The sequence below is a fragment of the Duganella violaceipulchra genome (assembly GCF_019166075.1).
Lineage (GTDB): Bacteria > Pseudomonadota > Gammaproteobacteria > Burkholderiales > Burkholderiaceae_D > Rugamonas > Rugamonas violaceipulchra.
On the sequence record NZ_JAHTGR010000030.1, the window covers coordinates 1 to 25163 of the forward strand.

General features: G+C 65.7%; 25 protein-coding genes and 2 pseudogenes. 13 read left to right on the plus strand and 14 right to left on the minus strand.

The window, feature by feature from the left end; all coding sequences use genetic code 11:
- Nucleotides 1–139 precede the first annotated feature (139 nt).
- Together KVP70_RS34700 and KVP70_RS34705 are read left to right on the plus strand one after the other, a co-directional pair.
- Nucleotides 140–442, plus strand: a pseudogene (locus tag KVP70_RS34700) (response regulator); the annotation flags it as partial.
- A gap of 6 nt (nucleotides 443–448) precedes the next feature.
- Nucleotides 449–844, plus strand: coding sequence for an Hpt domain-containing protein (locus tag KVP70_RS34705; RefSeq protein WP_255575875.1), 396 nt, complete (start codon nucleotides 449–451; stop codon nucleotides 842–844).
- Here the strand turns inward: KVP70_RS34705 and KVP70_RS30940 are convergent.
- Both KVP70_RS30940 and pdxH read right to left on the minus strand, forming a co-directional pair.
- Nucleotides 778–2118 carry a class I SAM-dependent methyltransferase gene (locus tag KVP70_RS30940; RefSeq protein ID WP_262311815.1) on the minus strand — a complete coding sequence of 447 codons (1341 nt, stop codon included), beginning with the start codon at nucleotides 2116–2118 and terminating at the stop codon, nucleotides 778–780. The two genes, KVP70_RS34705 and KVP70_RS30940, sit on opposite strands and share 67 nt — an antisense overlap.
- 75 nt (nucleotides 2119–2193) lie before the next feature.
- Entirely contained in the window at nucleotides 2194–3429 is a 1236-nt protein-coding gene (gene pdxH / locus KVP70_RS30945; protein WP_217946222.1) for a pyridoxamine 5'-phosphate oxidase, read from the minus strand.
- Nucleotides 3430–3504: 75 nt separating this feature from the next.
- Here pdxH and tcdA point away from each other — a divergent pair, with 75 nt between their 5' ends.
- From tcdA to cysK, 3 genes are all read left to right on the plus strand, one after another.
- Nucleotides 3505–4347 (plus strand): tRNA cyclic N6-threonylcarbamoyladenosine(37) synthase TcdA, encoded by an 843-nt coding sequence (gene tcdA, locus KVP70_RS30950; protein ID WP_217946223.1) that lies wholly within the window; start codon nucleotides 3505–3507, stop codon nucleotides 4345–4347.
- Nucleotides 4348–4465: 118 nt separating this feature from the next.
- Nucleotides 4466–4942 (plus strand): FKBP-type peptidyl-prolyl cis-trans isomerase, encoded by a 477-nt coding sequence (locus tag KVP70_RS30955; RefSeq protein WP_217946260.1) that lies wholly within the window; start codon nucleotides 4466–4468, stop codon nucleotides 4940–4942.
- A 42-nt stretch (nucleotides 4943–4984) separates the two neighbouring features.
- Nucleotides 4985–5917, plus strand: a complete 933-nt coding sequence (cysK, locus tag KVP70_RS30960) for a cysteine synthase A (protein ID WP_217946224.1) — start codon at nucleotides 4985–4987, stop codon at nucleotides 5915–5917.
- A gap of 26 nt (nucleotides 5918–5943) precedes the next feature.
- Here cysK and KVP70_RS30965 read toward each other — a convergent pair whose 3' ends face one another.
- The 6 genes and pseudogenes from KVP70_RS30965 to KVP70_RS30990 all read right to left on the minus strand — a co-directional run bounded on the left by KVP70_RS30965 (nucleotide 5944) and on the right by KVP70_RS30990 (nucleotide 9851).
- On the minus strand, nucleotides 5944–6312 hold the full coding sequence (locus KVP70_RS30965; RefSeq protein WP_217946225.1) for a hypothetical protein: 369 nt from the start codon (nucleotides 6310–6312) through the stop codon (nucleotides 5944–5946).
- A 9-nt stretch (nucleotides 6313–6321) separates the two neighbouring features.
- Entirely contained in the window at nucleotides 6322–6792 is a 471-nt protein-coding gene (locus tag KVP70_RS30970) for a M74 family metallopeptidase (RefSeq protein ID WP_020700971.1), read from the minus strand.
- Between the two features lie 9 nt (nucleotides 6793–6801).
- Nucleotides 6802–7292 (minus strand): annotated as a pseudogene (locus tag KVP70_RS30975) (Hcp family type VI secretion system effector).
- Nucleotides 7293–7480: 188 nt separating this feature from the next.
- Nucleotides 7481–8488: a cation diffusion facilitator family transporter gene (locus tag KVP70_RS30980; RefSeq protein WP_217946226.1), complete on the minus strand. Its 1008-nt coding sequence runs from the start codon at nucleotides 8486–8488 to the stop codon at nucleotides 7481–7483.
- Complete coding sequence (locus KVP70_RS30985; RefSeq protein WP_217946227.1) at nucleotides 8485–8811, minus strand: ArsR/SmtB family transcription factor; 327 nt, start codon at nucleotides 8809–8811, stop codon at nucleotides 8485–8487. The genes KVP70_RS30980 and KVP70_RS30985 overlap by 4 nt, the downstream gene beginning before the upstream one ends.
- Before the next feature lie 53 nt (nucleotides 8812–8864).
- Nucleotides 8865–9851, minus strand: coding sequence for a zinc-binding dehydrogenase (locus KVP70_RS30990; protein WP_217946228.1), 987 nt, complete (start codon nucleotides 9849–9851; stop codon nucleotides 8865–8867).
- Nucleotides 9852–9941: 90 nt separating this feature from the next.
- Between KVP70_RS30990 and KVP70_RS30995 the strand changes: the two genes are divergently transcribed.
- A complete protein-coding gene (locus KVP70_RS30995; protein ID WP_217946229.1) occupies nucleotides 9942–10835 on the plus strand; it encodes a LysR family transcriptional regulator in 894 nt (297 codons plus the stop codon).
- On the opposite strand, the gene KVP70_RS31000 is transcribed toward KVP70_RS30995, so the two are convergent.
- Nucleotides 10832–11446 (minus strand): DJ-1/PfpI family protein, encoded by a 615-nt coding sequence (locus tag KVP70_RS31000; RefSeq protein ID WP_217946230.1) that lies wholly within the window; start codon nucleotides 11444–11446, stop codon nucleotides 10832–10834. The two genes, KVP70_RS30995 and KVP70_RS31000, sit on opposite strands and share 4 nt — an antisense overlap.
- Before the next feature lie 90 nt (nucleotides 11447–11536).
- On the opposite strand from KVP70_RS31000, the gene KVP70_RS31005 reads away from it, so the two are divergent.
- Nucleotides 11537–12082 (plus strand): TetR/AcrR family transcriptional regulator, encoded by a 546-nt coding sequence (locus KVP70_RS31005; RefSeq protein ID WP_229225210.1) that lies wholly within the window; start codon nucleotides 11537–11539, stop codon nucleotides 12080–12082.
- Nucleotides 12075–12722 (plus strand): GNAT family N-acetyltransferase, encoded by a 648-nt coding sequence (locus KVP70_RS31010; protein WP_217946232.1) that lies wholly within the window; start codon nucleotides 12075–12077, stop codon nucleotides 12720–12722. The genes KVP70_RS31005 and KVP70_RS31010 overlap by 8 nt, the downstream gene beginning before the upstream one ends.
- 7 nt (nucleotides 12723–12729) lie before the next feature.
- Here KVP70_RS31010 and KVP70_RS31015 read toward each other — a convergent pair whose 3' ends face one another.
- The 4 genes from KVP70_RS31015 to KVP70_RS31030 form a co-directional block, all read right to left on the minus strand.
- Nucleotides 12730–13389, minus strand: a complete 660-nt coding sequence (locus tag KVP70_RS31015; protein ID WP_217946233.1) for a hypothetical protein — start codon at nucleotides 13387–13389, stop codon at nucleotides 12730–12732.
- A gap of 9 nt (nucleotides 13390–13398) precedes the next feature.
- On the minus strand, nucleotides 13399–13944 hold the full coding sequence (locus KVP70_RS31020) for a hypothetical protein (RefSeq protein ID WP_217946234.1): 546 nt from the start codon (nucleotides 13942–13944) through the stop codon (nucleotides 13399–13401).
- A 6-nt stretch (nucleotides 13945–13950) separates the two neighbouring features.
- Nucleotides 13951–14691: a P-loop NTPase family protein gene (locus KVP70_RS31025; protein ID WP_217946235.1), complete on the minus strand. Its 741-nt coding sequence runs from the start codon at nucleotides 14689–14691 to the stop codon at nucleotides 13951–13953.
- A gap of 97 nt (nucleotides 14692–14788) precedes the next feature.
- On the minus strand, nucleotides 14789–15280 hold the full coding sequence (locus KVP70_RS31030) for a CinA family protein (RefSeq protein ID WP_217946236.1): 492 nt from the start codon (nucleotides 15278–15280) through the stop codon (nucleotides 14789–14791).
- A gap of 289 nt (nucleotides 15281–15569) precedes the next feature.
- Here KVP70_RS31030 and KVP70_RS31035 point away from each other — a divergent pair, with 289 nt between their 5' ends.
- Complete coding sequence (locus KVP70_RS31035) at nucleotides 15570–18176, plus strand: EAL domain-containing protein (RefSeq protein WP_217946237.1); 2607 nt, start codon at nucleotides 15570–15572, stop codon at nucleotides 18174–18176.
- Here KVP70_RS31035 and thiL read toward each other — a convergent pair.
- Nucleotides 18161–19129, minus strand: coding sequence for a thiamine-phosphate kinase (gene thiL / locus KVP70_RS31040; RefSeq protein ID WP_217946238.1), 969 nt, complete (start codon nucleotides 19127–19129; stop codon nucleotides 18161–18163). The genes KVP70_RS31035 and thiL overlap by 16 nt on opposite strands.
- Nucleotides 19130–19424: 295 nt before the next feature.
- On the opposite strand from thiL, the gene KVP70_RS31045 reads away from it, so the two are divergent.
- The 4 genes from KVP70_RS31045 (at nucleotide 19425) to KVP70_RS31060 (ending at nucleotide 25148) form a co-directional block, all read left to right on the plus strand.
- Nucleotides 19425–21743: an NADP-dependent malic enzyme gene (locus KVP70_RS31045; protein ID WP_217946239.1), complete on the plus strand. Its 2319-nt coding sequence runs from the start codon at nucleotides 19425–19427 to the stop codon at nucleotides 21741–21743.
- 265 nt (nucleotides 21744–22008) lie between these two features.
- Nucleotides 22009–23052: a GDP-mannose 4,6-dehydratase gene (gmd, locus tag KVP70_RS31050; RefSeq protein WP_217946240.1), complete on the plus strand. Its 1044-nt coding sequence runs from the start codon at nucleotides 22009–22011 to the stop codon at nucleotides 23050–23052.
- Between the two features lie 9 nt (nucleotides 23053–23061).
- A complete protein-coding gene (locus KVP70_RS31055) occupies nucleotides 23062–23970 on the plus strand; it encodes a GDP-mannose 4,6-dehydratase (protein WP_217946261.1) in 909 nt (302 codons plus the stop codon).
- Nucleotides 23967–25148 carry a glycosyltransferase family 4 protein gene (locus KVP70_RS31060; protein WP_217946241.1) on the plus strand — a complete coding sequence of 394 codons (1182 nt, stop codon included), beginning with the start codon at nucleotides 23967–23969 and terminating at the stop codon, nucleotides 25146–25148. Before KVP70_RS31055 ends, KVP70_RS31060 begins: the two co-directional genes overlap by 4 nt.
- The last annotated feature ends 15 nt before the right edge of the window (nucleotides 25149–25163 follow it).

Consider the following 25163-nt stretch of genomic DNA (forward strand, 5'->3'; position numbering starts at 1 on the left):
ATCATCCGCACCACTTCCAGCTTCAGGCTGGGCTCGAATGTCTTACGTTTTCTTGTTGTCATGCTTTAACTCCTCAGATGGTGGATTTTCCACCTATTGAGGTGTCCGGGCAAATTAGACCACAGCAGACAACCCGGTCAACCAGCGGTTGGCGATGCGGCTGCTGGAAAAGCTGGGCCACCGCGTGACGCTGGTCGACAGCGGCCTGGCGGTGCTGGAGCGCGCCGGCCAGGGCGAGTACGACCTGATCCTGATGGACGTGCAGATGCCCGGCCTGGACGGCCTGGCCGCCACCCGCCAGATCCGCTTGCGCGAATCGGCGCACGGCGGCCACGTGCCAATCATCGCGATGACCGCGCGCGCCATGACCGGCGACCGCGAGCGTTGCCTGGACGCCGGCATGGACGACTACCTGGCCAAGCCGGTCGACAGCCAGCAGCTGCGCGAGATGCTGCTGCGCTACCAGCCGGACAGCGGCCAGCAGTTGCTGGACTGGCGCGGCGCGCTGCAAAGGCTGGACGGCGACGCCGAGCTGCTGCTGGAACTGGCCGCGCTGTTCCTGCACGACGGCCCGCAGCTGTGGCAGGATCTGTGCGCGGCGCTGGCCTCGGGCGACCTGCAGCGCAGCACGCGCGCGGTGCACAGCCTGAAGGGCGTGCTGGTCAACTTCGGCGCGGCGCGCGCGGTGGCGCTGGCCGAGCAGCTGTCGGCCGCGCTGCACGCCGGCCAGCCGTGGCAGCTGGCGTCCGGCCGGCTGGAGCCGGCCTTGCAGCAGGTTTACTTGGCGCTGAAGGACTTGATAGCCGGCGGCGGCGACGCCATGGCCGCGCCGCCGTCCTCCTGAAGCAGCGAGAACGATGGCAAGCCGTCGCCGGTCAGCGCGTAGTGCGCGTCGGCGGCGGCCCGCTGCGGCTCTTGCGGATACATATGCCGGCGCGACCACGGCAGCGCCGCGCTGCGCTGGCCCGCCTTGCGGCCGACGATCTGGTACAGGCTGATCCAGTCCTGCTCGAAGGCGTAGCTGCAGCCGGCCAGGTAGACGTGCCAGATGCGATAGCGCTTGTCGCCCGCCAGCGCCTGCACGCGTTCCGTGTTGGCCTCGAAATTGTCGGTCCAAATGGCGCAGGTGCGGGCGTAGTGGCGGCGCAGGTTTTCCACGTCCGACACTTCCAGCTTGCCCTGCTGCATGGCCTTCAGCACATGGCCGATGTGCGCCAGCTCGCCCTGCGGGAACACGTATTTGTCGATGAAGGCGCCGCCGCCGTAGGGCGTCTCGCCGTTGTCCGGATCGGTGGTGGTGATGCCGTGGTTCATCACCACGCCGTCCGGCGCCAGCAGCTTGTGGATGGTGGCGAAATACTCGCTCAGGTGCTTGACGCCCACATGCTCGAACATGCCGACGCTGGTGATGCGGTCGAACTGGCCGCGCACGTCGCGGTAGTCCTGCAGGCGGATCTCGACCAGGTGCTCCAGCCCGGCGCGCCGCACGCGCTCCCTGGCCAGCTCATACTGGTTTTCCGACAGCGTGATGCCGACGCAGCGCGCCTGGTATTGCTGCGCCGCCCGTATCACCAGCGCGCCCCAGCCGCAGCCGATGTCGAGCAGCGTCTGGTTCGGCTTGAGCTCGATCTTGCGCAGGATGTGGTCTATCTTCTTGGCCTGGGCGGTGGCCAGGTCCTCGTCGCCGTGCTCGAAGTAGGCGCAGGAATACACCATGGCCGGATCGAGAAACTGCTGGTAGAACTCGTTGGAGACATCGTAATGGTAGCGGATCGCCTCGGCGTCCTGCTGCTTGCTGTGGCCTATGCTGCGCACGACGCGGGCGAACTTGCCCTCGGCCTTGAGTGTGGTGCGCGCCAGCGCGTTGACGATGGCGATCATGTCGTGCGCGCGGCCCTTGACCTCGATCGCGCCCTCGACGTAGGCCGCGCCCAGGTTGGACAGCGACGGCGTCAGCAGGTAGCGCGCCGCCGACACATTGGGCAGGCGTATCGTCACGCGCGGGGCCTCGCTGGAAAAGTCGACATGCTGGCCGTTCCACAATTCGATGCGCAGCGGCAGCGCGATTTGCTGGCGGATGTCGGCGATCCAGCTACTGAGACGGTTTTGTACGAACACGATCACACCTCCGAGTCCAGAAACGAAAAGACCACCGCAAACGATGGTCTGGTGTTCCGCGACGGGGCGTTCCGCTTACGGCTGCAGGCGCTCCTTCACCCAGCTTCCATCTGCCTGTTTCAGATACACGATCCGGTCATGGAAGCGCGAACGGCGTCCCTGCCAGAACTCGATGCGCACCGGATCGAGGCGATAGCCGCCCCAGTTTTCCGGCCGCACCGGATGCTCGCCGCCGACCGCGGCGGCGGCATCGTAATTGGCTTCCATCTGTTCCCGGCTGGCGATGCGCGCGCTTTGCTGCGAGGCGATCGCCGCGATCTGGCTCTTCACCGGCCGGCTGTAAAAGTACTTGTCGCTTTCCTCTGCGGCGGTCTTGACGACCTTGCCTTCTATCCGTACCTGGCGTTCCAGCTCGCTCCAAAAGAATAACAGAGCCGCGTGCGGGTTGTCGCCCAGTTGCCGGCCCTTCTGGCTACCGTAATTGGTGTACCAGGTGAAGCCGCGCGCGTCGTACTGCTTGATCAGCACGATGCGCGAACTGGGCTTGCCTTGCGCGTCCACCGTGGCCACGCTCATCGCATTCGGTTCATTGACCTTGGCGTGCAGGGCCTCTTCAAACCACTTGCCGAACTGGGCGATCGGATCGTCCAGCACATCGTGTTCCGTCAAACTGGCGCGGCCGTAGTCGAGGCGCAGATCGGCCAGCACCACGCCGTCGGCCACCGCGTCGGATACCGCCACCTGCTGCTGCTCGGGCACCTGGCTTTGCGGCAGGTCGGGCGTGATGCCGCGCCGCACCTGCATCGCGCTGCCCAACTGCGCCATCTGCTCGTGGCTGAACAAACGCTTGGCCATCGGCGCGATATTGGTTTCCTCGGTCACCATGTGGCTGGCGTAGCTGTCGCAGAAGCGCTGCACCAGCTCGGCCGACAGGGCGCCGCTTTGTCCGTTGGCGATTTGTTCAAGTTGCGAATTAATTATATGCCAGTCTTGATCCATTTGCTGGTGGTCGGCCAGGATGCCGGGCACCAGTGCGGCCAGCAGCAGGGCGTCGGCGTCGCGCGCGGTCGCCTGCAGCATCGGCACCAGGTTTTGTTCCTCGTCCTCATGGTGCAGCGGGGCCGCTTTGTTGAAATATTTCTGCACCGCCTGGGCGGCTTTTTGCGCATCGGCGTCGGCGCCGTGGGCGGGCAGGTAGTCCAGCAGTTTCTGCAGGGTTTCCAGCTGCTTGCGTATGCGGTCGTGGCAATGTTTCAAGACTGCTATCGGTTGGCTGAAATCGGGGGCGGTGTCGAACAATGGATTACTCATGGGGGCGGCGCTCAGGCTGACGGAGAAAAGTCATTCTAAAATAATTTTTGCGGCAGCGTCCGTTAAAATGTCGGCATGAACTCCATAGCACCTACCCAATTCGACGATGTCGACTTCGAACGCCGCTTCGGCGGCATCGCCCGCCTCTATGGCGAGCGCGCGCTGGCGCGCTTCCGCGGCGCCCACGTGTGCGTGGTCGGCACCGGCGGCGTCGGCTCCTGGATCGTCGAGGCGCTGGCCCGCAGCGCCATCGGCCAGCTGACCCTGATTGATCTGGACAACGTCGCCGAGTCCAATATCAACCGCCAGATCCAGGCCCTGGGCAGCACCGTCGGCCAGGCCAAGATCAGCGCGCTGGCCGAGCGCATCGCCGACATCAACCCGTTCTGCAAGGTCAACCAGATCGAGGATTTCGTCACGCCGGACAACCTGGAACAGATGCTGGGCGCCGGCCACTACGATTTCGTGGTCGACGCCATCGACGACGTCAAGGCCAAGGCCGCGATGATCGCCTGGTGCCGCCAGCACGCCATGCCGATGATACTGATCGGCAGCGCCGGCGGCCAGACCGACCCGACCCAGATCGCCGTGCGCGACCTGGCCCGCACCGAGCAGGAGCCGCTGTTGAAGAAGGTGCGCAAGGTGTTGCGCAGCCAGTACGGCTACCCGCGCGGCGAAAAGACCAAGTTCCAGGTCGACGCCGTGTTCTCGATGGAGCCGCTGAAGTTCCCGGCGCCGGCCGAAGTGTGCGCGGTGGACGGCGACGGGCCCACCGCCGGCGTCACCGGCCTCAATTGCGCCGGCTTCGGCTCAGCCATGGTGGTCACCGCCACCTTCGGCATGGTGGCCGCCAGCCAGGTGTTGCGCCGGTTGGCCGACAGCGCGCAACCGCCAGTAGCGCCGGCCGAAACGATTTAGATTTTAGCCAACGGGCGTAGCGGGTTTGCTATCATGGTGCGCGCTGGCACGGGGACCGTGCTTCCACAGACCACATCGAAAGAACAAAACCATGACGCGTAGTTCCGTATTAGTAGCCATGCTGTGCGCGCTGGCGGCCTCCGTGGCCCAGGCGCAGACCCCGACCGCGCCGGCGGCTCCAGCCACCCCTGCCGATGTGCCGCCGCCACCGATGGTGGTGGGTTCGGCCACGCCCGGCCCGGCCGCCGAACAGCTGATCGTCACCGACAGCAAGATCGGCACCGGCAAGGAAGCGACCACCGGCTCCACCGTCTACATGCACTACTCGGGCTGGCTGTATCGCCCGCTGGCCAAGGCCATGCACGGCAAGCTGTTCGATTCGTCGATCCCGCGCGGCGAGCCGCTCGAGTTCGTGCTGGGCGCCGGCCGCGTCATCAAGGGCTGGGACCAGGGCATCCAGGGCATGAAAGTGGGCGGAAAACGCACGCTGATTATTCCGTCGGAACTGGCTTACGGCTCACGGCCGTCGGCAGGCAGCGGCATTCCGCCGAATTCCGCGCTGATCTTCGATGTCGAACTGATGGACGTGAAATAAAGGCGTAGACTGGAATCTCCGTCCCTTACCCGGAGGTTCCAGATGAAGATAGCCAACGACGTCACCGAACTGATAGGCCGTACCCCGCTGGTGCGGCTCAATCGCCTGGCCAAGGGCAGCACCGCCCAGGTACTGGCCAAGCTCGAATACTGCAACCCGGCCCATAGCGTGAAAGACCGCATCGGCCTGTCCATGATCGAAGCGGCCGAAGCTGCCGGCCAGATCCGTCCCGACACCGTCATCCTCGAACCGACCAGCGGCAACACCGGCATCGCGCTGGCGATGGTGTGCGCCGCGCGCGGCTACCGCTGCACGCTGGTCATGCCCGACACCATGAGCCGCGAGCGCCGCATGCTGCTGCGCGCCTATGGCGCCGAGCTGGTGCTCACGCCCGGCGCCGAGGGTATGCTGGGCGCGATCCGCAAGGCCGAGGAGATGGTCGAGCGCGATCCGCGCTACCTGATGCCGCAGCAATTCAACAATCCCGCCAATCCCGATGTGCACCGCCGCACCACGGCCGAGGAAATCTGGGCCGACACCGACGGCCGCGTCGACATCCTGGTGGCCGGCGTCGGCACCGGCGGCACGATCACCGGGGTGGGCGAGGTGATCAAGGCGCGCAAGCCGGCGTTCCGCTGCATCGCGGTGGAGCCGGAAGCGTCGCCGATGCTGGCCAAGGGCATCAAGGGGCCGCACCCGATCCAGGGCATAGGCGCGGGCTTCGTGCCGGCCGTGCTCAATACCAAGGTGTACGACGAGATCATCGGCGTGAAGAACGACGACGCGTTCGCGACCGCGCGCTTGGCGGCCAGCCAGGAGGGGCTGCTGGTGGGGATCTCCTCCGGCGCCGCGCTGTGGGCGGCGTTGCAGGTGGCGCGGCGGCCGGAGAATGCGGACAAGATCATCGTGACGATCATCCCGTCCTTCGGCGAGCGCTATCTGAGCACGCCGCTGTACGCCAATCTGGCGGATTAAGACGACCTCGAGTGAGTTTTTCGAACTCAGCAAATTGAGCCGCCAATGCTCTTGCCTGACGTAAGATCAAAGCCAAAGTCGCACTCGTACCCGTCCGAAGGGCGGTATCGACAGGCCACGTGTTCCTTTTCACGCACTCTACCGCCTTTTTCGATACCGCATTCGCTCTTCTTGTCCGGCCCCATCACATCGAACATTTCCTTTGCGGCCCGACCGCGCAGGTAGAACGCGACGTGAACATCGTGGGCCACCGGTGCGTAGGTATCGCCCAGATCGCCGCCGTAGATTGCGTATTGAATGTCGGCCGGTCGGGTGCCCCATTCCCATTGTTGTGCTCCGTGGGCTAGCGCGGCGGCGGCGACCGTTAGGGGGGCTAAAATCATGAAGAGTTTCACGCTACACCTCTATTCGAATATCGTCACATGGAAATGGTTGTCGTGTTTGAAGCGCGGCCTGACGCGGGGAATCTTGGGATCGTTGAAGTAAACGACCTTGACTAGATTTGACTCGAAGAAAAGACAGATGAGCATTTCAGTGGCTTCGCGGTCATACTGGCGATCGTTCCAGCGTACCGGCAATCTCAGCCCATCCTTGCGAATCAAGCGAATGTCCACGTCCAAGCCGCTGACGTGACCCTCGTGCGGACGGAACTTGGCGCCGCCCGCGAGGCTGATATTGCCGATCCCGATTTTGCGATCGTCCATGCCCTGCCAGCGGAATTCAACAAGGTCAAGTAGCGAAAGCAGCTTTGGATGGGCAAACTGGCCGGCACCGAGTGCTGGGGTGCCGTAAGTGTAGTATCCAACCCCGCCCTGTTCCGGGTCCTGTGGAAGTTTGAAAAAGCCGCGTGAGTCTTTGATTGTTGGTTCAGCCATGATCACACCTCATGCGATCCGGTTAGTCGCCAAGTCCCAACTTCCGGCTGTGTTGCCGCCGGCCCCACCGCCGACCTTCTGCTGGGTGTACTTCCATTTCACTTTCGAGAATTTCAGACCGACAGTTTCGGCGAGAATGTTCCCCTCGTGAACGACAGGGTTGACTGCGCCGATTAGGACGTTCTCCAGTTCGACTTCGAAATACTTGCACGTTCACCTTGGCCGTCCGCGCGCATGAATTCAAACTTCGCCCGTGGCAGGGTTTTGCCCATGACACAGGTTTGCATCAAGATCGGCGACGACAGGTCAGCAAGTTTTTGGAAGGCGATGTCGTCCAGTTCGGCCCGTTCAGCGGTATGGCCCCCGCCTGTCGATGACGTCGCGCTCTTCGGTTGCGACATACCCCATTGGACTGTCGTGCACTCAATCCAACCGACGTGCTGTGAATCGGCTGACTCTCCTTTGATGCCGTCAATCTGCAAATACACGTCGATTGCCATGATTTCCTCCGAGTGATGTGAATGTTCGATCACTCTGGCATCGTGTCGCGAGACGCATCTTGGCGTGACTCAAACCCCATTCATTCTGGAGAAAAATTATGATTGCAGCGTGTTAAATGCCAGTGCCTAACGGAGACCGGCGGAGCTGGTTTTATGCGCCGTTGCTAAGCGGATGAAACCTACGACGGCTAGTGCGGCTGCTCCTGCAGGCTGCACTCGTGCGCGGTGGTGCCCAGGCGCACTTGCAGCGTGCTGTGGTCGATGGAGAACTCCTCCTTCAGCTGCGCGCTGATGGCGTCCATCGCGGCGTCGCCGGGATGGCCGGCCGGTGTCACCAGCTGCGCCGTCAGCGCGTTCTCGGTGGTGCTCATCGACCAGATGTGCAAGTCGTGCACGTCCGTCACGCCGGGCTGGGCGCGCAGGAATTGTTCGACGTCGGCGTGGTCCAGGTTGTCCGGCACGGCGGCCAGCATCATGCGCATCGATTGCTTCAACAGCGACCAGGTGCTCCAGACGATGATGGCGACAATGATCATGCTGACCAGCGGGTCCAGCCAGTTCCAGCCGGAGTAGCGCACGATCACGCCGGCCACCAGCACGCCCAGCGAAATCGCGGCGTCGGCCGCCATGTGCAGGTAGGCGCCGCGGATGTTAATGTCGTCCTTGCTGCCGGACATGAACAACCACGCCGAGAAACCGTTGACCAGGATGCCCACGCCGGCCACCACCGAGACGGTCAGGCCGGCCACCGGTTCCGGATGCACCAGTTGCTGCACCGCTTCCCAGGCGATGCCGCCGCAGGCCGCCATCAGCAACATGGAATTGAACAGCGCCGCCAGCATCGAAGTGCTGCGCAGGCCGTAGGTATAGCGGCCGTTCGGCACGCGCTTGGCCAGGATCGCTGCGCCCCAGGCCAGCATCAGGCCCAGCACGTCGGATAGGTTGTGGCCGGCGTCGGCCATCAGCGCGGTGGAGTTAGCCAGGAAGCCGTAGAAGAATTCGATCGCCACGAACACCGTGTTGAGCACGATGGCGATGGCGAAGGCGCGGCCCATGGTGTTCGGATCGCCGTGGTGGTGATGGTGGCCGCCGTGGCCATGGTCATGATCGTGGCTGCACGCCTTGGCCTTCGCCGGCGCGTGGTCATGGCCGTGATCGTGGTCATGGTGGTCGTGATGGTCGTGGTGCTTGCTCATGCTTCGTTCCCGTTGGAAGGTTCGGCGATATGTTCGAGCATATCGTTGAGTACGCCGCTGATGTGGGCGTCGGCGGCGGAATAGAACACTTGCTTGCCCTGGCGCTCAGACTTGACGATGCGCGCCGCGCGCAGCAAACGCAAGTGGTGGCTGACCAGTGAACTGCTCAGCTCCAACGAGGAGGCGATGTCGCTGACAGCAATCGGCGCCATCACGCAGGCCAGCACGATGCGCAGGCGCGTCGGATCGCCCAGCAGATGGAACAGATCGGCCAGCTGGGCAATCGCGGGGTCGCAAACGGAATAGTCGTGTTGGCAGCTCATAATGCTAACAAGTGAATAGGTGTTCACATGTTAGCATGGAACCGCGTGCCGGGCTACTGCTCGAGTTGCACCACCGCCTTGCCCAGGCCCGCGCCGGCGTCGAGGTAGCGGTGGGCGCCGATGATGTCGTCGAAGGCGAACACCTCGGCCGGACGGGCGTGGTACCGGCCTTGTTCCACCCGCTCGACGATGTCCTGCAAGGGCACCCGGTCCAGCTCGAACCCTGGCGTGCCGAACGCGAAGCTGCCGAAAAAGCTCAGCTGCACGCGCGGCGGCAGGTGCTGCAGCGGCAGGAAATGGCTGAGCGCTTCCAGCCCGCCGAGGAAGCCCGCCTGGCAAACCCGGCCCGGCCGCGCCGCGACGGCCAGCGAGTCGAGCAGGGTGGTGTTGCCGATCAGGTCGAGCACCGCGTCGACGCCGGCGGGCGCGATGGCGCGCACGGCGGCCGCCACGCTGGGCTGCTCTTCGACGATGTCGCGCGCGCCGTTCTTCCTCAGCACGTTTGCCAGCTCCACCGGGCGGCGCGTGGTGGCGATCACCCGCGCCCCCAGGTGGGCCGCGATATTGCTGGCCGCCTGGCCCAGCGCGGAGCTGGCGCCGCGTATCAGCAGCGTTTGTCCGGCACGCAGTTCGAGGTTGTCGTGCAGGCAGGCCCAGGCGGTCGCATACGATTCCGGGATGGCGGCCAGCTCGGCCCACGACAACGACGAGCGCAGCGGCACAACGTTGCTGGCGGGGACGCACACATACTCGGCATAGCTGCCGTTGATGCTGCGGCCCATGCCGCCCATGATGGCGGCGATCTTCTGGCCCGGCCGCAAGTCGGTGCCGGGCGCGCTGGTCACTTCGCCGACGCACTCGATGCCCGTCACCCTGGCGACCTCGCCCCACAGGCCGCGCCGCATATAGCTCTCCGCGCGGTTGAGGCCGAACGCGCGGACGCGGATCAGCACCTGGCCGTTGGCAGGCGCTGGCGTGGGCAGCTGTATCAGTTGCAATTGTTCTGGACCGCCGAACTGGGCGATGTGGATGGCGCGCATGAGGGTTCTCCTGTTGATGTGGGAAGCACCACTGTAGGCAAGAACACATTCGGATAAAATTGGGTAATTCCATCCATCTTTGTAGGATTTATGAACGCTGTTGGTTTTACCCTGCACGAGTTGGCATGTTTCCTGGCGGTGGCCGAGCTGGGCAGCTTCCAAAAGGCGGCGGTGCGCCTGCACCGCTCCCATCCCAGCGTGTTTGCCGCGATTGCCAGCCTGGAGCGGCAATTGGGGCTGGCGCTACTGGACCGTAGCGGCTATCGCGTTGCCGTGTCCGCCGCTGGGCAAGCCTTCGTCGAGCAGGCCCGGCAGCTGCTCGACAGCGCCCGCCAGATGGAAACGCAAGCCCGGCAGATCGCGCAGGGCGAAGAGGTCAAGCTGTCCGTGGTGATCGGCGACCTGTGTCCCTTGCCGGCCACCTTGCGCCTGCTGCGGCAGTTTTTCGCCCAATGCCCGGCGACCCGCCTGGACCTGCATTTCGAAGCCTTGTCCGGCCCGTGGGAGCGGCTGTACAGCGGCGAGGCCGACCTGATCTTCCACCACCTCGAACAGGCCGACATGCGCTTCGAAGCGCGGCCGTGGCGGCGCGTCAGGCTGGTGCCGGTGGTCGCGCCCGGCTTCCTGGCGTTCCCGCTGGACGCCGCCATCACGCCCGAGATGATGCGGCCTTACGTGCAATGCATGATACGCGACAGCGCGCGCGACGGCCCGCCGCGCGACTACTTCGTGGTGGACGGCGCGCGCCGCTGCACCGTCGCCGACCAGTTCATGAAGCGCGAAGTGATCCTGCAGGGCATGGGCTGGGGCCACATGCCCGGCTACCTGGTGGACGAGGACCTGGCGCAGGGCAGGTTGTTGTCGATCGCCGGACATCACTTCCGCGAAAGCGAACTGGAGCTGGTAATCGCGCGCCGCCGCGACATCGCCCACGGCCCGGTGGCCACGCGGCTGTGGGAGCATCTGCTGGCCGGCCTGGCCTAGGCGCCGCTCCCGTCGCGGCCTTGGCGGATGCTGGACACAATGATTTCTTGGTACAGCTGATACTGGCCGGCAGGCAGCACCGGCCGCAGCGTTTCCAGGCTTTTCTCCGCGCCGAACAAGCGTTCGACCACCCAGCCGACCAGATACAAGGCGGCCAGGCAACCGCCCGCCGTCGCCACGTTGTCGACGCTCATGAACGGCCGCTGGTCTGGTTCCACGCCGGCCGCGCGCAATGCGCCGCGCGCCTCGGGATGAGTGGTGGCCCGCCGGCCCGGCAGCAAGCCCAGTTGCGCCAGGATGAAGGAACCGCCGCAGATGGAGCCGATCAGCTGCCGCGTCGGGTCCAGCTGAAACGCGCCCATGAAGTCCGGGTCCGCCAGCGCCGCCGGCACGCCTTCCTTGCCGCTGGCGAACAGCACCACGTCGGCCTGGTTGGCCTCGTCCAGCGCGCCGTGCGTGTCCACCAGCAGGCCGTGCGCCGACCGCAGCCGGCCTTGCTTGCCGACGATGCGCACGCGCCAGTCGTGGCGGTTGCGGCCTAGGATGTCCCACATCAAAAACAGGTCGATGTCGGTGAAGTTGTCGAAGGCGACGAGGGCGATGGTCTTCATTGCGGCTCCATGAGCGAAGGTAGGAAGCCGCAGTCTAGCCACGCCGGTGCTACCATACACAGTCTGTATGTTTTCGGAGTGAGACCAGTGTTGACGCGTGACCATTGGATTGCAGCGGGCTTCGACGCCCTGGACCATGACGGCGACGCCGGCATCTCGGCCGAGCGCCTGGCGCGCCGCCTGAATGTCACGCGCGGTTCGTTCTACCACCACTTCCGCAGCCGCAACGATTTCGTCCACGCCTTGCTGGCCGCGTGGGAGGCCGACTACGCCGACCGCATGCTGGCCCACGCCGCCGCCGGCCGCAGCCTGGAAGAGGTGCTGGAACGCTACCTGGCGATCGCCGCCGAAAAACAGCCGGGCCGCGAAACCGCGATCCGCGCGTGGGCCCGCCACGACCCGCTGGTGGCCGCCTACCAGCAGCGCGTCGACCAGACCCGGCTGACCTTCGCCATCAACGCCTGCCGCACCCGCACCGACGCCTCGGTCGATGCCGACCTGGTGGGCCGCCTGGCGCACCTGTGCCTGATCGGCGGCCAGGAGTCCGGCGACCGCATGCAGCCGTCCGCGTTTGCGCGGCGCGTGCAGGACGCCTTGACCCTGCTGGGCAAATCGCCCTTCCTCCATCGTGCCTGAGCCCGCGCCGGACCTGGACCTGCTGGAACGCTGGCTGGCCGGCTGGAGCCTGGCGCGCGGCCTGCCGCTGCCGCAGCGCGACGGCGGCGGGCTGGTCGTCGAGGTCGGCTGGCCGCGGCAGCTGCGCCGCCACGTGTTCCTCGATGCGGGGCCGGCGCTGCAAGCCTGCGCGGCGCGCATCGAGCAACACGGCATCTACCTGAAGGCGGCGGTCGACACGGAAACCTTGCGGCGCGCGCTGCCGGCCCGCTGGACGATAGAGCAGGCCCGCTATCTGATGCAGCGCGCCGGCCCGATGGCCGGGCGGGCCGCGCCGCCAGCCGGCTACACGCTGCAAACATCGATGGAATTTGGCGCGCATGTGGTGCGCTACGTCGACGCCAACGGCCGGACGGCGGCGCAGGGCGGCGTGGTGCTCAACGCCGGATGCGCGGTGTTCGACCGCATCGAAACGATGGAAGGGCACCGCCGCAAGGGATTGGCCAGCGCCGTGATGGCCGTGCTGGACACAAGGGCTGCAGCCGACGGCCAGACAGCCGAACGCCTGCTGGTGGCGACCGAGGCCGGCCGCGCGCTGTACGCCAGCCTGGGCTGGCAAGTGCTGGCGCCTTACTCGACGGCCGTGCTGGCCCTCGGCTGATCGCGACTCAGGTCTGCGGCGCTTCCTTGGCGGATTTGGCCAGTTTGTCCCGCAGTTCCTGCAGGTTGCCGTCGGTGCTGGCGTAGGCGCTGATCATCTGCGACAGCATGCGGTAGACGGCCTTGGGATCGCCGTCGCCCATCTGTATGTCGCTGATCGTGTTCAGCATGCCCGCGCCATTGAGGAAGTTGTTGCCGCCGCTGCTGCTGATCGATTGCACGTCGCGCATGTTGGCGTAGATGCCGGAGTAGCGCTCCAGCTGCTGCTGCGGCATCCAGCTGACCGCCTGGCTGGCGACAGCCACTTCCCACGCTTCGCGGCGCAATGACGGCGACATGAGGCTCAGTCCCAGCTTGTGTTGCTGCGTCACCTGCTTGATCAGGTCCGCACCGTCGACCTTGTCCTTGATGCCGGCCAGCAGCTGCTTTTGCGCCGCCTGAATGATTTTCAGCTGATCGTTGTTGTGGTTCAGCGCTTCGTCCAGCTCATGGACATTGGTCTGGATTTCGGCGTCGATCTTGACGGCGGCTTCATGCGCCAGGTGGCGGTGGTGCAGCGTCTGCACGCCATGCTCCAACGCCAGCGCGGTCGCGATACTGATCACGATCATCAAATATTCGCCACCGAATTCCTTCAGGGTCTTGGCTTTGGGGACTTCAAAGTGCATGCATCTTCCTTATTTTTGCAGTTCGGCCTGTAGCTGCTCCCGCACTTTCGGGTCCAGCTTCTGGATCGCCTTGTTCAGTTTGTCGGCGCTGGCCAGCGCCGCGCTTTGCTCGGCCGTCAGCCCCGGCTTGGAGAAGGCCGCCTGACCACCGAGCACCAGCAGCGCGCTGAGCACGGCGACGCCGGCGGCGGCGCCCAGCAGCCGCAGTTCGTGTGGCGTGATGGCCGGCGCCTGGGTGGCGATCGGCCGCACCGGGCCGGCGGCGGGCGCCGGCGCGTAGGCCGATGGCGGGTCGCCGGCGACGGCCGCCGGCTCATTGGTGGCGTCCAGCACCGGCGGCTTGCGGGGGGCGTCGTGCTGCGCGCCCAGTCCGCCGGCCGCCCTGGCGTGCCGCACCAGTTCCTGCGAGGCGGCGTCGATCAGCGCGATGTGGCGTTCGACCGTCTCGGCCAGCACCGCCTCGTTCAGCGCCACCAGCGCGAACACCGGGTCGTCGATGTCGATCCTGACGCCGGTTTTTTCAAAGACCAGACTGCGCAGCTTCTGCTGATCCATGGCGGCTTACCACTCCACTTTGTCGAGTTGCTCGAACAGGTCGCGGAACACCACCTTGATGCGCTGCTTTTCCATCAGGTTGAACTTGTCGCTTTCCTTGACTTCCTGGGCGGTCAGGCGGGCCGTGTTCATCTTCTTGATGTCGGCGCCGAAGGTGTCGGCGTTGCGCGCCGACAGCACGATGCGGCCCTTCACGCGCGACGAGTTGTCGGCATAGGTCTGCGATTCGGTGAACTGTTTGCCGGACGCCGATTGCAGCAGGCCGAAGTGTTCGTTCTCCCACAGCACCAGCGGCACCTTGGTCGACTTGGCGGTGGAGACGAAGCCCATGGCGGTGTCGTGCAGCGTGTCGCCGCCGCCGACGATGGTGTGGATGTAGACCTTGCGGCCAGACTCTTCCAGCAGCGAGAAGCAGTCGTTCTCGATCAGGTAGCCCATCAGAGGGGAGAAGGTGTTGGCGCCGTTGTCGATGACGCAGTTGCCGTCTTCCTCCAGGATATCGATCATCAGCGCGTCGAAGCGCTTGGGGTCGATGGTGCGGCTGTCGGTCATCACGGGCACATGCTTGACGTCCATCGCCTTGTAGCGCGAGAAGGTCGCGTTCTCCTGGTCGGTGTCGTAGCAGCGCAGCGGCTGCTGCCCTTCCGTCACATCCTTGCCCGCGATCCACTGCGCCAGGATGGTCGACACCAAGGTCTTGCCGATGCCGCCTTTACCTTGGAGAATAAAATGTACCGAATTTTGCATCAATTACTCCAGAATCGCTCGAATGCGTCGAGAGTAATTGTTTTGTGGCGGGATGGCAACCGCCAGCCCGCATTCAGTCGCGCATTCAGTCGCGCATTTAGTCTATAAACCGTAGCAGACCCTGCAACGCATGGATGACGGTCTGCTCGCGCACCGCCTTGCGGTCGCCGGCAAACACCAGCCGCTCGGTGTGCACGGTGTCGCCGTTGGCCCAGCCGAAGCACACGGTGCCGACCGGCTTGCCCGGCACGGCGCCGGTGGGGCCGGCGATGCCGGTGGTCGAGACCGCCAGATGGGCGTTGCTGGAACCGAGCGCGCCGGTCGCCATGGCCGCCGCCACCTCTTCGGACACGCTGCCCATCTGCGCGATCAGCGCGGCCGACACGTCCAGCATTTCGGTCTTGGAGGCGTTGGAATAGGTGATGAAGCCGCAATCGAACCAGGCGGTCGAGCCGGCGATCTCGGTGATGGCCTGGGCCACGCCGCCGCCGGTGCACGATTCGGCCGTGGCCAGGATCAGGCCCTTCGCTTGCAGGGACTTGCCGACTTGCGCGGCCAGTTCGAGGATGGTGTCGCTGTTCGAATGCATGGAGTTCTCCTTCTGTTGCGGCAATCTGCGGGCTGGCTTCCACTGTACCATGCAGCTTGCGATCGATGCCAGTGCCGCGCCGCTGATTTGCCTGAACAGCAACATGCCAGAAAACATTAGACCGCCGATTTGAACTTGCGTACACTCGAAGGATAGCCCGGTCGCTGCTGCCCAGACATCGCAGTCGTGCGCCGCCCATAGGGCAAACTGTTAAGCTTGCTCAGGTACAGGAAGCGGTCCGAACCGGCCATCACGCCGGCTCATCGGCGACCGCACGGAGGCGCATCCCATGATCAGCCAGACCGACATCTTCAACGCCAGCATCCTGATCGTCGACGATCAGCCGGTGAACGTGGAATTGCTGGAGTTCCTGCTCAAGTCCACCGGCTACACCGCCGTCAGCTCCACCACCGATCCGCACGTGGTGGCCGGCTGGCACGCCGAGCACCAGTACGACCTGATCATCCTCGACCTGCAGATGCCGGGCATGACCGGCTTCGACGTGATGGAGGCGATCCGGCCGCTGGAAACCGAGGCCTGGCTGCCGGTGCTGGTGGTCACCGCCCAGCCCGACCACAAGATCAAGGCGCTGGAACTGGGCGCGCGCGATTTCGTCAGCAAGCCCTTCGACCCGGTCGAGGTGCTGACCCGCATCCGCAACATGCTGGAAGTGCGCCTGCTGCACCGCGAAACGCGCGGCTACAACGCGCTGCTGGAGCGCACCGTGCGCGAGCGCACCGCCGAGCTGCAGCGCTTCCGCAGCGCCATGGACGCCACCGCCGACGCCATCTTCCTGCTCGACGCGGCCAGCGCCGAGCTGGTCGACGTCAACGACGGCGCCTGCCGCATGCTGGGCTATCCGCGCAGCGAAATGCTGGGCCAGACCGCCAGCCGCATCGGCCTGGGCGCGCCGGCCGCGCTGTGCGAGCAGGCCGAGCGCCTGATCGCTTTCGCCGCCGCCGTCGGCCCGGCGCGCGCGCCCGAGCTGCTGGAGCTGGAGCTGATGCGGCGCGACCTGATCGCGGTGCCGGTGGAGCTGTACTGGCAACTGTTGCAGCGCCCCGGCCAGCCCACCATCCTGCTGGGCGTGGCGCGCGACATCAGCGAGCGCCGCCAGTCCGAGGAGCTGTTGCAGCACATGGCCCACTACGACGGCCTGACCGGCCTGCCCAACCGCACGCTGTTCTTCCAGACCCTGGGCGACGCCATCGCGCTGGCGCAGGAAAAGGCGTGGCGCATCGTGGTGCTGTTCATCGCGCTGGACCGCTTCAAGAACATCAACGATTCGCTGGGCGCGGCGCTGGGCGACGAGCTGCTGCGCCAGTTCAGCAACCGGCTGGTGCAGTGCGTGCGCATCCGCGACACCGTCGGGCGCATGGGCGGCGACGAGTTCGCGCTGATCCTGACCATGACGCGCGACCAGCAGGACGCGGTGCACGTGGCCAACGAGGTGCGCGAGGCGCTGCGCCTGCCGTTCGACCTGGACGGCCACCCGGCCGCGCTCAGCGCCAGCATCGGCATCGCCATGTACCCGGACGACGCCACCGATCCGCACACCCTGGTCAAGTACGCCGACACCGCAATGGCGCGCGCCAAGCAGGCCGGGCGCGACGGCTACCGCTTCTTCACCGCCGGCATGAACGTGCAGGTGCTGGCGCGGCTGGACATGGAGCTGGCGCTGCGCCGCGCGCTCGAGCACAACGAGCTGCTGCTGCACTACCAGCCCAAGGTCAACCTGCACAGCGGCGAGATCGCCGGCGCCGAGGCGCTGCTGCGCTGGCAGCGGCCCGGCTGCGGCCTGGTGTATCCGGCCGAGTTCGTGCCGGTGCTGGAGGATACCGGCCTGATCGTGCGGGTCGGCGCCTGGATCATCGACGCCGCCTGCCGCCAGATCGGCGCCTGGCTGCGCAGCGACGTTGGGCCGGTGCGGGTGGCGGTCAACGTCGCCAGCCGCCAGTTCGTCGAGGGCGACCTGGAGCTGATGGTGCGCAGCGCGCTGCTGCGCCACGACGTCCCGCCCGAGCTGCTCGAGCTGGAGCTGACCGAGACCGCGCTGATGTCCAACACCGAGCGCACCATCAGCGTGTTGACCAGCCTGAAGGCGCTGGGCCTGAAGGTGGCGATCGACGACTTCGGCACCGGCTATTCATCGCTGGCGTATCTGCAGCGCTTCCCGATCGACAAGCTGAAGATCGACATCGCTTTCGTGCGCGACATCACCACCAACCCCAACGACGCCGCCATCGCCCAGGCCATCATCAGCATGGCGCACAGCCTGAAGCTGCGGGTGATCGCCGAAGGGGTGGAGACGCGCGCCCAGTTGGAGTACCTGCGGCGCAGCCGCTGCGACGAGATCCAGGGCTATTACTTCAGCCGCCCGGTGGCGCCGCTGGAGATGGGCGAGCTGGTGCTGACCGGCCACTGCCTGCCGCCGGACCCGGCGCAGCAGGGCCAGCCGGCGCAGACGCTGCTGATCGTCGACGACGACGTCAACGTGCTGTCCTCGCTGCACCGGCTGTTCCGCCGCGACGGCTACCAGATCCTGACGGCGGCCACGCCGGGCGAGGGCTTCGAGCTGCTGGCGCTGCACGCGGTGCAGGTGATCGTGTGCGACCAGCGCATGCCAGGCATGAGCGGCACCGAGTTCCTCAGCAAGGTCAAGGAGATGTATCCGGAGACGATACGCATCATCCTGTCCGGCTACACCGGGCTGGACGCGGTGCTCGACTCGATCAACCGCGGCGCCATCTACCGCTTCTACACCAAGCCGTGGGACGACACCCAGCTGCGCGACAACATCCGCCTGGCCTTCCACCACTACTGGCTGATGCACGGCAGCGGCCGGCTGGTTGGCCATCCGGGCGAGGACGTCACCGCGCTTCAGGACGTGAAGTGATCGAAGCCGTGGAGTTGCAGGTCGAGCGCGGCGCCGGCGGCGTCCACCAGGCGCAGGCCGGGCGCGGCCTCGATGCGGCCGACGCGGGTGACCGGCGTGGCCACGCTGGCGGCCGCCGCCAGCACCGCCGCGCGCGCCGAGGCCGGTGCGGTGAAGCACAGTTCGTAGTCGTCGCCGCCGGCGGCGGTGTAGGCGCGCCGCAGCGCCGTCTCGCGCGTGGCCAGCACGGCGCCGGCCGGCAGCGCGTCGACGTCCAGCGTGGCGCCCACCCGCGATAGCTTGAGGATGTGCCCGAGGTCGCTCACCAGGCCGTCGGAGATGTCGATCGCGGCGCGGGCGATGCCCTGTTCGGCCAGCAGCGTGCCCAGCGCCACGCGCGGCGTCGGCGTGTGCAGGCGCGCGGCGGCCGCCAGCAGGCTGGCGGCGTCCATCGCTTGCTCCAGCCGGTAGCCGGCCAGCGCCAGGCGGGCGTCGCCCAGGGTGCCGGAGATCCAGATGTCGTCGTCCGGCTGGGCCGCGGCGCGCCGCAGCGCCTGGCCCGGCCGCACTTCGCCGAACACGGTGATGCAGATGTTGAGCGGGCCCTTGGTGGTGTCGCCGCCGACCAGCTCGATGTTGTAGGCGTCGGCCAGCGCGAACAGGCCCTTGGAAAAGCCGGCCAGCCAGTCGCGGTCGGCCGACGGTAGCGCCAGCGCGAGGGTAAAGCCGACCGGGCGCGCGCCCATCGCCGCCAGGTCCGACAGGTTGACCGCCAGCGCCTTGTGGCCCAGGCGGGCGGCGTCCTCGCCGGCGAAGAAGTGGCGGCCCTCGACCAGCATGTCGGACGAGATCGCCGTTTGCATGCCGGGCGTGGGGGTGAGCAGGGCGCAATCGTCGCCGATGCCGAGCGTGGCGCGGGCCGCGTGCTGCGGGCGCTGGAAGTATTGCTGGATGAGGTCGAATTCTGAGAGCATGCGCCTATTGTACTGAAACCCGCCCGCCCGGCCGCCGCCGCCATGCTTAATTGGTATTTTCAATCAAATTTCATCACGCGATACAAAATAGTGATAGGTGTAGAAAATTGATTATATTGGAGCTATTGATAGGTTAATGCCGCTAAAAACGTCAAAAATTCGGCTGATGTTGCCCTGAATCATAAATAATGCTGATATCAGTCATAGCTGTTGGTGAAAATACCTACTTAATTGAAAGAATTGGTCTGATAAAATCGGAAGCTTTCCGACAGTACAAACAGGAAGGCCGCACAGCATGGATTCGTCATCTGATAAAAAAGAAGAACTTCGTCAACAATTGCGCCTCGCGGCGCTCGAATACCACGAGTGCCCGACGCCAGGCAAGATCAGCGTCACGCCGACCAAGCAACTGACCAACCAGCGCGACCTGGCGCTGGCCTACTCGCCGGGCGTGGCCGCGCCGTGCGAGGAAATCGTCATCGACCCGGCCAACGCCTATAAATACACGGCGCGCGGCAACCTGGTCGCGGTCATCACCAACGGCACCGCCGTGCTGGGCCTGGGCAATATCGGCCCGCTGGCGGCCAAGCCTGTGATGGAAGGCAAGGGCGTGCTGTTCAAGAAATTCGCCGGCATCGACGTGTTCGACATCGAGATCAACGAGCTGGACCCGGACAAGCTGGTCGACATCATCGCCTCGCTGGAGCCGACCTTCGGCGGCGTCAACCTGGAAGACATCAAGGCGCCCGAGTGCTTCTACATCGAGCGCCAGCTGCGCGAACGGATGAAGATCCCGGTCTTCCACGACGACCAGCACGGCACCGCCATCATCGTCGGCGCCGCCATCATGAACGGCATCCAGTACGTCGGCAAGGACATCGCCAACTGCAAGCTGGTGGTGTCGGGCGCCGGCGCGGCCGCGCTGGCCTGCCTGGACCTGATCGTCGACCTCGGCTTCCCGCTGGAAAACATCTACGTCACCGACCTGGCCGGCGTGGTCTACAAGGGCCGCCAGGAATTGATGGACCCGGACAAGGAACGCTTCGCCCGTGAAACCTCGGCCCGCACCCTGGCCGAAGTGATCAGCGACGCCGACATCTTCCTCGGCCTGTCGGCCGGCGGCGTGTTGAAACAGGACATGGTCAAGGCCATGGCGCCCAATCCGCTGATCCTGGCGCTGGCCAATCCGAATCCGGAAATCCTGCCGGAAGACGTCAAGGCGGTGCGCGGCGACGCCATCATCTGCACCGGCCGTTCGGACTATCCGAACCAGGTCAACAACGTGCTGTGCTTCCCCTACATCTTCCGCGGCGCGCTCGATTGCGGCGCCACCACCATCACCCGCGAAATGGAAATCGCCGTGGTGCGCGCGATCGCCGAGCTGGCCCACGCCGAGCAGTCCGACATCGTCGCCACCACCTACGGCTTCAGCAACCTGTCGTTCGGTCCCGAGTACCTGATCCCGATGCCGTTCGACCCGCGCCTGCTGATCAAGATCGCCCCGGCCGTGGCCAGGGCGGCCGAGGAATCGGGCGTCGCCACCCGTCCGATCAAGGACCTGCAAGCCTACGCCGACAGCCTGCAACAGTTCGTCTACCGCAGCGGCACCTTCATGAAGCCGCTGTTCCAGGTGGCCAAGAAGACCGCCAACGAGCTCAAGCGCATCGTCTACGCCGAGGGCGAAGAAGAGCGCATCCTGCGCGCGGTGCAGGTGATCGTCGACGAAAAGCTGGCCCGTCCGATCCTGGTCGGCCGTCCGGCGGTGCTGGAAACCCGCATCACCAAGTTCGGCCTGCGCCTGAAGCAGGGCGTGGACTTCGACGTGATCAACCCCGACCACGACGAGCGCTACCGCGAATACTGGCAGGCGTACTACGAGCTGACCGCCCGCAAAGGCGTGACGCAGGAATACGCCAAGCTGGAAATGCGCCGCCGCCACTCGCTGATCGGTGCCATGATGATCAAGAAGGGCGACGCCGACGGCATGATCTGCGGCACCTTCGGCACCACCCAGCTGCACCTGCACTACATCGACCAGGTGCTGGGCAAGCGCGACGGCGCCTGCGTGTACGCCGCGATGAACGTGCTGATCATGCCTGAGCGCCAGCTGGTGATGGTCGACACCCACGTCAACGAGAACCCGAACGCCAAGGAACTGGCGGCGATCACGGTGATGGCGGCCGAAGAGATGCGCCGTTTCGGCCTGTCGCCGCGCGCGGCGCTGCTGTCGCATTCCAACTTCGGCTCGTCCAACAGCGAATCGGCGCAGAAGATGCGCGCCGCGCTGGAGCTGGTCAGGCAGATGGACCCGTCGCTGGAAGTGGACGGCGAAATGCACGGCGACACCGCGCTCGACGCCAAGCTGCGCAACTCGATGATGCCGGGCACCACCTTGACCGGCGACGCCAACCTGCTGGTGATGCCGAACATCGACGCCGCCAACATCGCCTACAACCTGGTGAAGACGGCGGCCGGCAACGGCATCGCGGTCGGCCCGATTTTGTTGGGCTGCGCCAAGCCGGTGCACATCCTGACGCCGTCGGCCACGGTGCGCCGCATCGTCAACATGACCGCGCTGTGCGTGGTCGACGCGGTGGCCCAGCGCAAGGTCTAAAACCACGGGGGTCAAACCACGGGGGTCAAGTCTGACAATCGGACACGAGCTCTACCGTAGCCCGCATTACGGTAGAGCTCGTGTCCGATTGTCAGACTTGACCCCCTTTTTTTTGCTTGCGGGTCAATTATTTTTAGTCATCACTGTCGCTGATGGTAACAAGATGTAAGGGATGTAATCGATATAATTGGTGAGAAGTGGGACATTAGCGCTCTGTTACAATAGCGGGTTGTAAAGTCACCCATGATTTGGATGGTCAGTCACCATGAATAAAACAAAAAGAGCCCTGATTACGGGCATTACCGGCCAGGATGGCGCTTATCTGGCGGAACTGCTGCTGGAAAAAGGCTATCACGTCACCGGCACCTATCGCCGCACCAGCTCGGTGAATTTCTGGCGTATCGAGGAACTGGGCATCCAGTCCCATCCGAATCTGAACCTGGTCGAGTACGACCTGACCGACCTGGGCTCCAATATCCGCCTGCTGCAAAGCGCGCAGCCCGACGAGGTCTACAACCTGGCGGCGCAAAGCTTCGTCGGCGTCTCCTTCGAACAGCCGGTCACCACCGCGGAAATCACCGGCATCGGCCCGGTCAACCTGCTCGAAGCCATCCGCATCGTCAATCCGAAGATCCGCTTCTACCAGGCGTCGACCTCGGAAATGTTCGGCAAGGTGCAGGCCGTGCCGCAAAAAGAAGACACCCCGTTCTACCCGCGCAGCCCGTACGGCGTGGCCAAGCTGTATGCCCACTGGATGACCGTGAACTACCGCGAATCCTATGGCATCTTCGGCTGCTCCGGCATCCTGTTCAACCACGAGTCGCCGCTGCGCGGCCGTGAGTTCGTCACCCGCAAGATCACCGACTCGGTGGCCAAGATCCACCTGGGCCAGCTCGACGTGCTGGAACTGGGCAACCTGGACGCCAAGCGCGACTGGGGCTACGCCAAGGAATACGTCGAAGGCATGTGGCGCATCCTGCAGGCCGACCAGCCGGACACCTATGTGCTGGCCACCAACCGCACCGAAACCGTGCGCGACTTCGTCAGCATGGCGTTCAAGGCGGTCGACGTGGCGCTGGCGTGGAGCGGCGAGGCCGACCACGAAATCGGCACCTGCAAGAAAACCGGCAAGGTGCTGGTGCGCGTCAATCCGAAGTTCTACCGTCCGGCCGAGGTGGAGCTGCTGATCGGCGACCCGGCCAAGGCCGAGAAGGAACTGGGCTGGAAGCCCAAGACCACGCTGGAGCAGCTGTGCCAGATGATGGTCGAGGCCGATCTGCGCCGCAACAAAGCCGGTTTCTCTTTCTAAGGGAATATGATGGCTGCTGAAGGCATGGGCAAGCGCGCCCTGGTCACGGGGCTGTCCGGGTTCACCGGCCGCTATGTCGAACAGGAGCTGCGCGCCGCCGGCTACCAAGTCTACGGCACCATCACGCCCGGCCACGCGCCCGGCGAGCGCCAGTTCGCCGTCGACCTGAACGACCGCGCCGGCCTGGCCGCCGTGGTGGCCCAGGTGCGGCCGGACGTGGTGGCCCACCTGGCCGCCATCGCCTTCGTCGGCCACGGCGACGTCGAACAGATCTACCGCGTCAACGTGGCCGGCACCCGCAACCTGCTCGAGGCGCTGGCTGCCGCCGAGCACCAGCCGTCGGCCGTGCTGCTGGCCTCGAGCGCCAATATCTACGGCAATACCGACGTCGGCGTGATCGGCGAGGACGTGCCGGCCGCGCCGGCCAACGATTACGCGGTCAGCAAGCTGGCCATGGAGTACATGGCGCGCCTGTGGCGCGACAAGCTGCCGCTGATCGTGGTGCGGCCGTTCAACTACACCGGCGTCGGCCAGCACGAGAACTTCCTGCTGCCGAAGATCGTCGGCCACTTCCGCCGCCGCGCCGCCGACATCGAGCTGGGCAACCTGCACGTGTGGCGCGACTTTTCCGACGTGCGCACGGTGGCGCACAGCTACCGCCGCCTGCTGGCCGCCGGCCCCGCCGCCATCGGCCAGACCTTCAACATCTGCTCCGGCCAGGCCTGGTCGCTGGGCGAGGCGCTGGCCATGATGGCCGACATCGCCGGCTACCCGATCAACGTCCACGTCAACCCGGCCTTCGTGCGCGCCAATGAAGTGGTGCGGCTGGTCGGCGACAACGCCCGCCTGCAGGCCGTCATCGGCCCGCTGCCGACGCTGCCGCTGGCCGACACGCTGCGCTGGATGTACTCGGCGTGAGCGGCGCGCCAAGCACGGCCGCGCGCATGCTGCGCGTGGGCCTGTCCACCACCACCGCCGAACCGGCGCTGACCGGCGGCCGGCTCGACGGCATGGGCGTGTACAGCCGCGCGCTGCTGGAACATCTGCCGCAGGCCGGCGCCGAGGTTGTACCGTTTTCCTTCCCGTCGCCGGGCGCCGCCGAGCGCCTGACGGTGGGCCGCGCGCTGCCGCTGTCGTTCCCGCTGGCGACGCTGGGCAACCTGCTGCTGCCGTCGTCGGTGCACATGAACGTCAGCCGGCTGGCGGGCAAGGACGCGCCGCCGCTGGACCTGTTCCACGCCACCGACTACCGCATCGTGCGCATGGACTGCCCGGTGGTGGCGACCCTGCACGACGCCGTGCCGATCGCCCATCCCGAGTGGTGCAAGCCGCGCCTGCGCGGCCTGAAGAACTGGCTGCAGATCCAGGCCGCGCGCCGCGCCCAGCACGTGATCACCGGTTCCCACTACTCGATCCGCGAACTGGTCGAATGCTTCGGCGTCGATGAGCGCAAGATCAGCGTGGTGCACCACGGCGTGCGTCCCGAATGGTTCGAGGCGCCGGCGCCGGAGGCGCGCGACGCCACGCTGGCGCGCTACGGCCTGAACGCCGGCTACTTCCTGTTCGTCGGCACGCTGCAGCCGCGCAAGAACGTCGGCCGCCTGCTGGAAGCCTACCTGGCCCTGCCGCCGGTGCTGCGCGCCGCGCGCCAGCTGGTGATCGTCGGCGCGCCGGGCTGGCTCAGCGACGAGCTGGTGGCGCAGATCAAGGCCGCCGGCCAGCGCGGCGAAAACGTCATCTGGCTCAGCCAGCTGACCGACGACGCCCAGCTGCACCACCTGTACGCCGGCGCCGGCGCCTTCATCTTCCCGTCGCTGCACGAGGGCTTCGGCCTGCCGCTGGTGGAAGCCTTCGCCAGCGGCGTGCCGGTGGCCACCTCCAACGCCACCTCGCTGCCGGAAGTGGCGCAGGGCGCGGCGCTGGAATTCGATCCGCTGTCGGTGCCGGACATCACCGCCGCGATGACCACGCTGGCGCGCGACGACGCACTGCGCCAGCGCTGCATCGCCGCCGGCCGCCGCCGCGCGCTCGAACTGACCTGGGACGCGGCGGCGCGCCGCACCGTCGCCGTGTACCACCAGGTCCTTTCCAATTGAAGCATCACCGAAGCT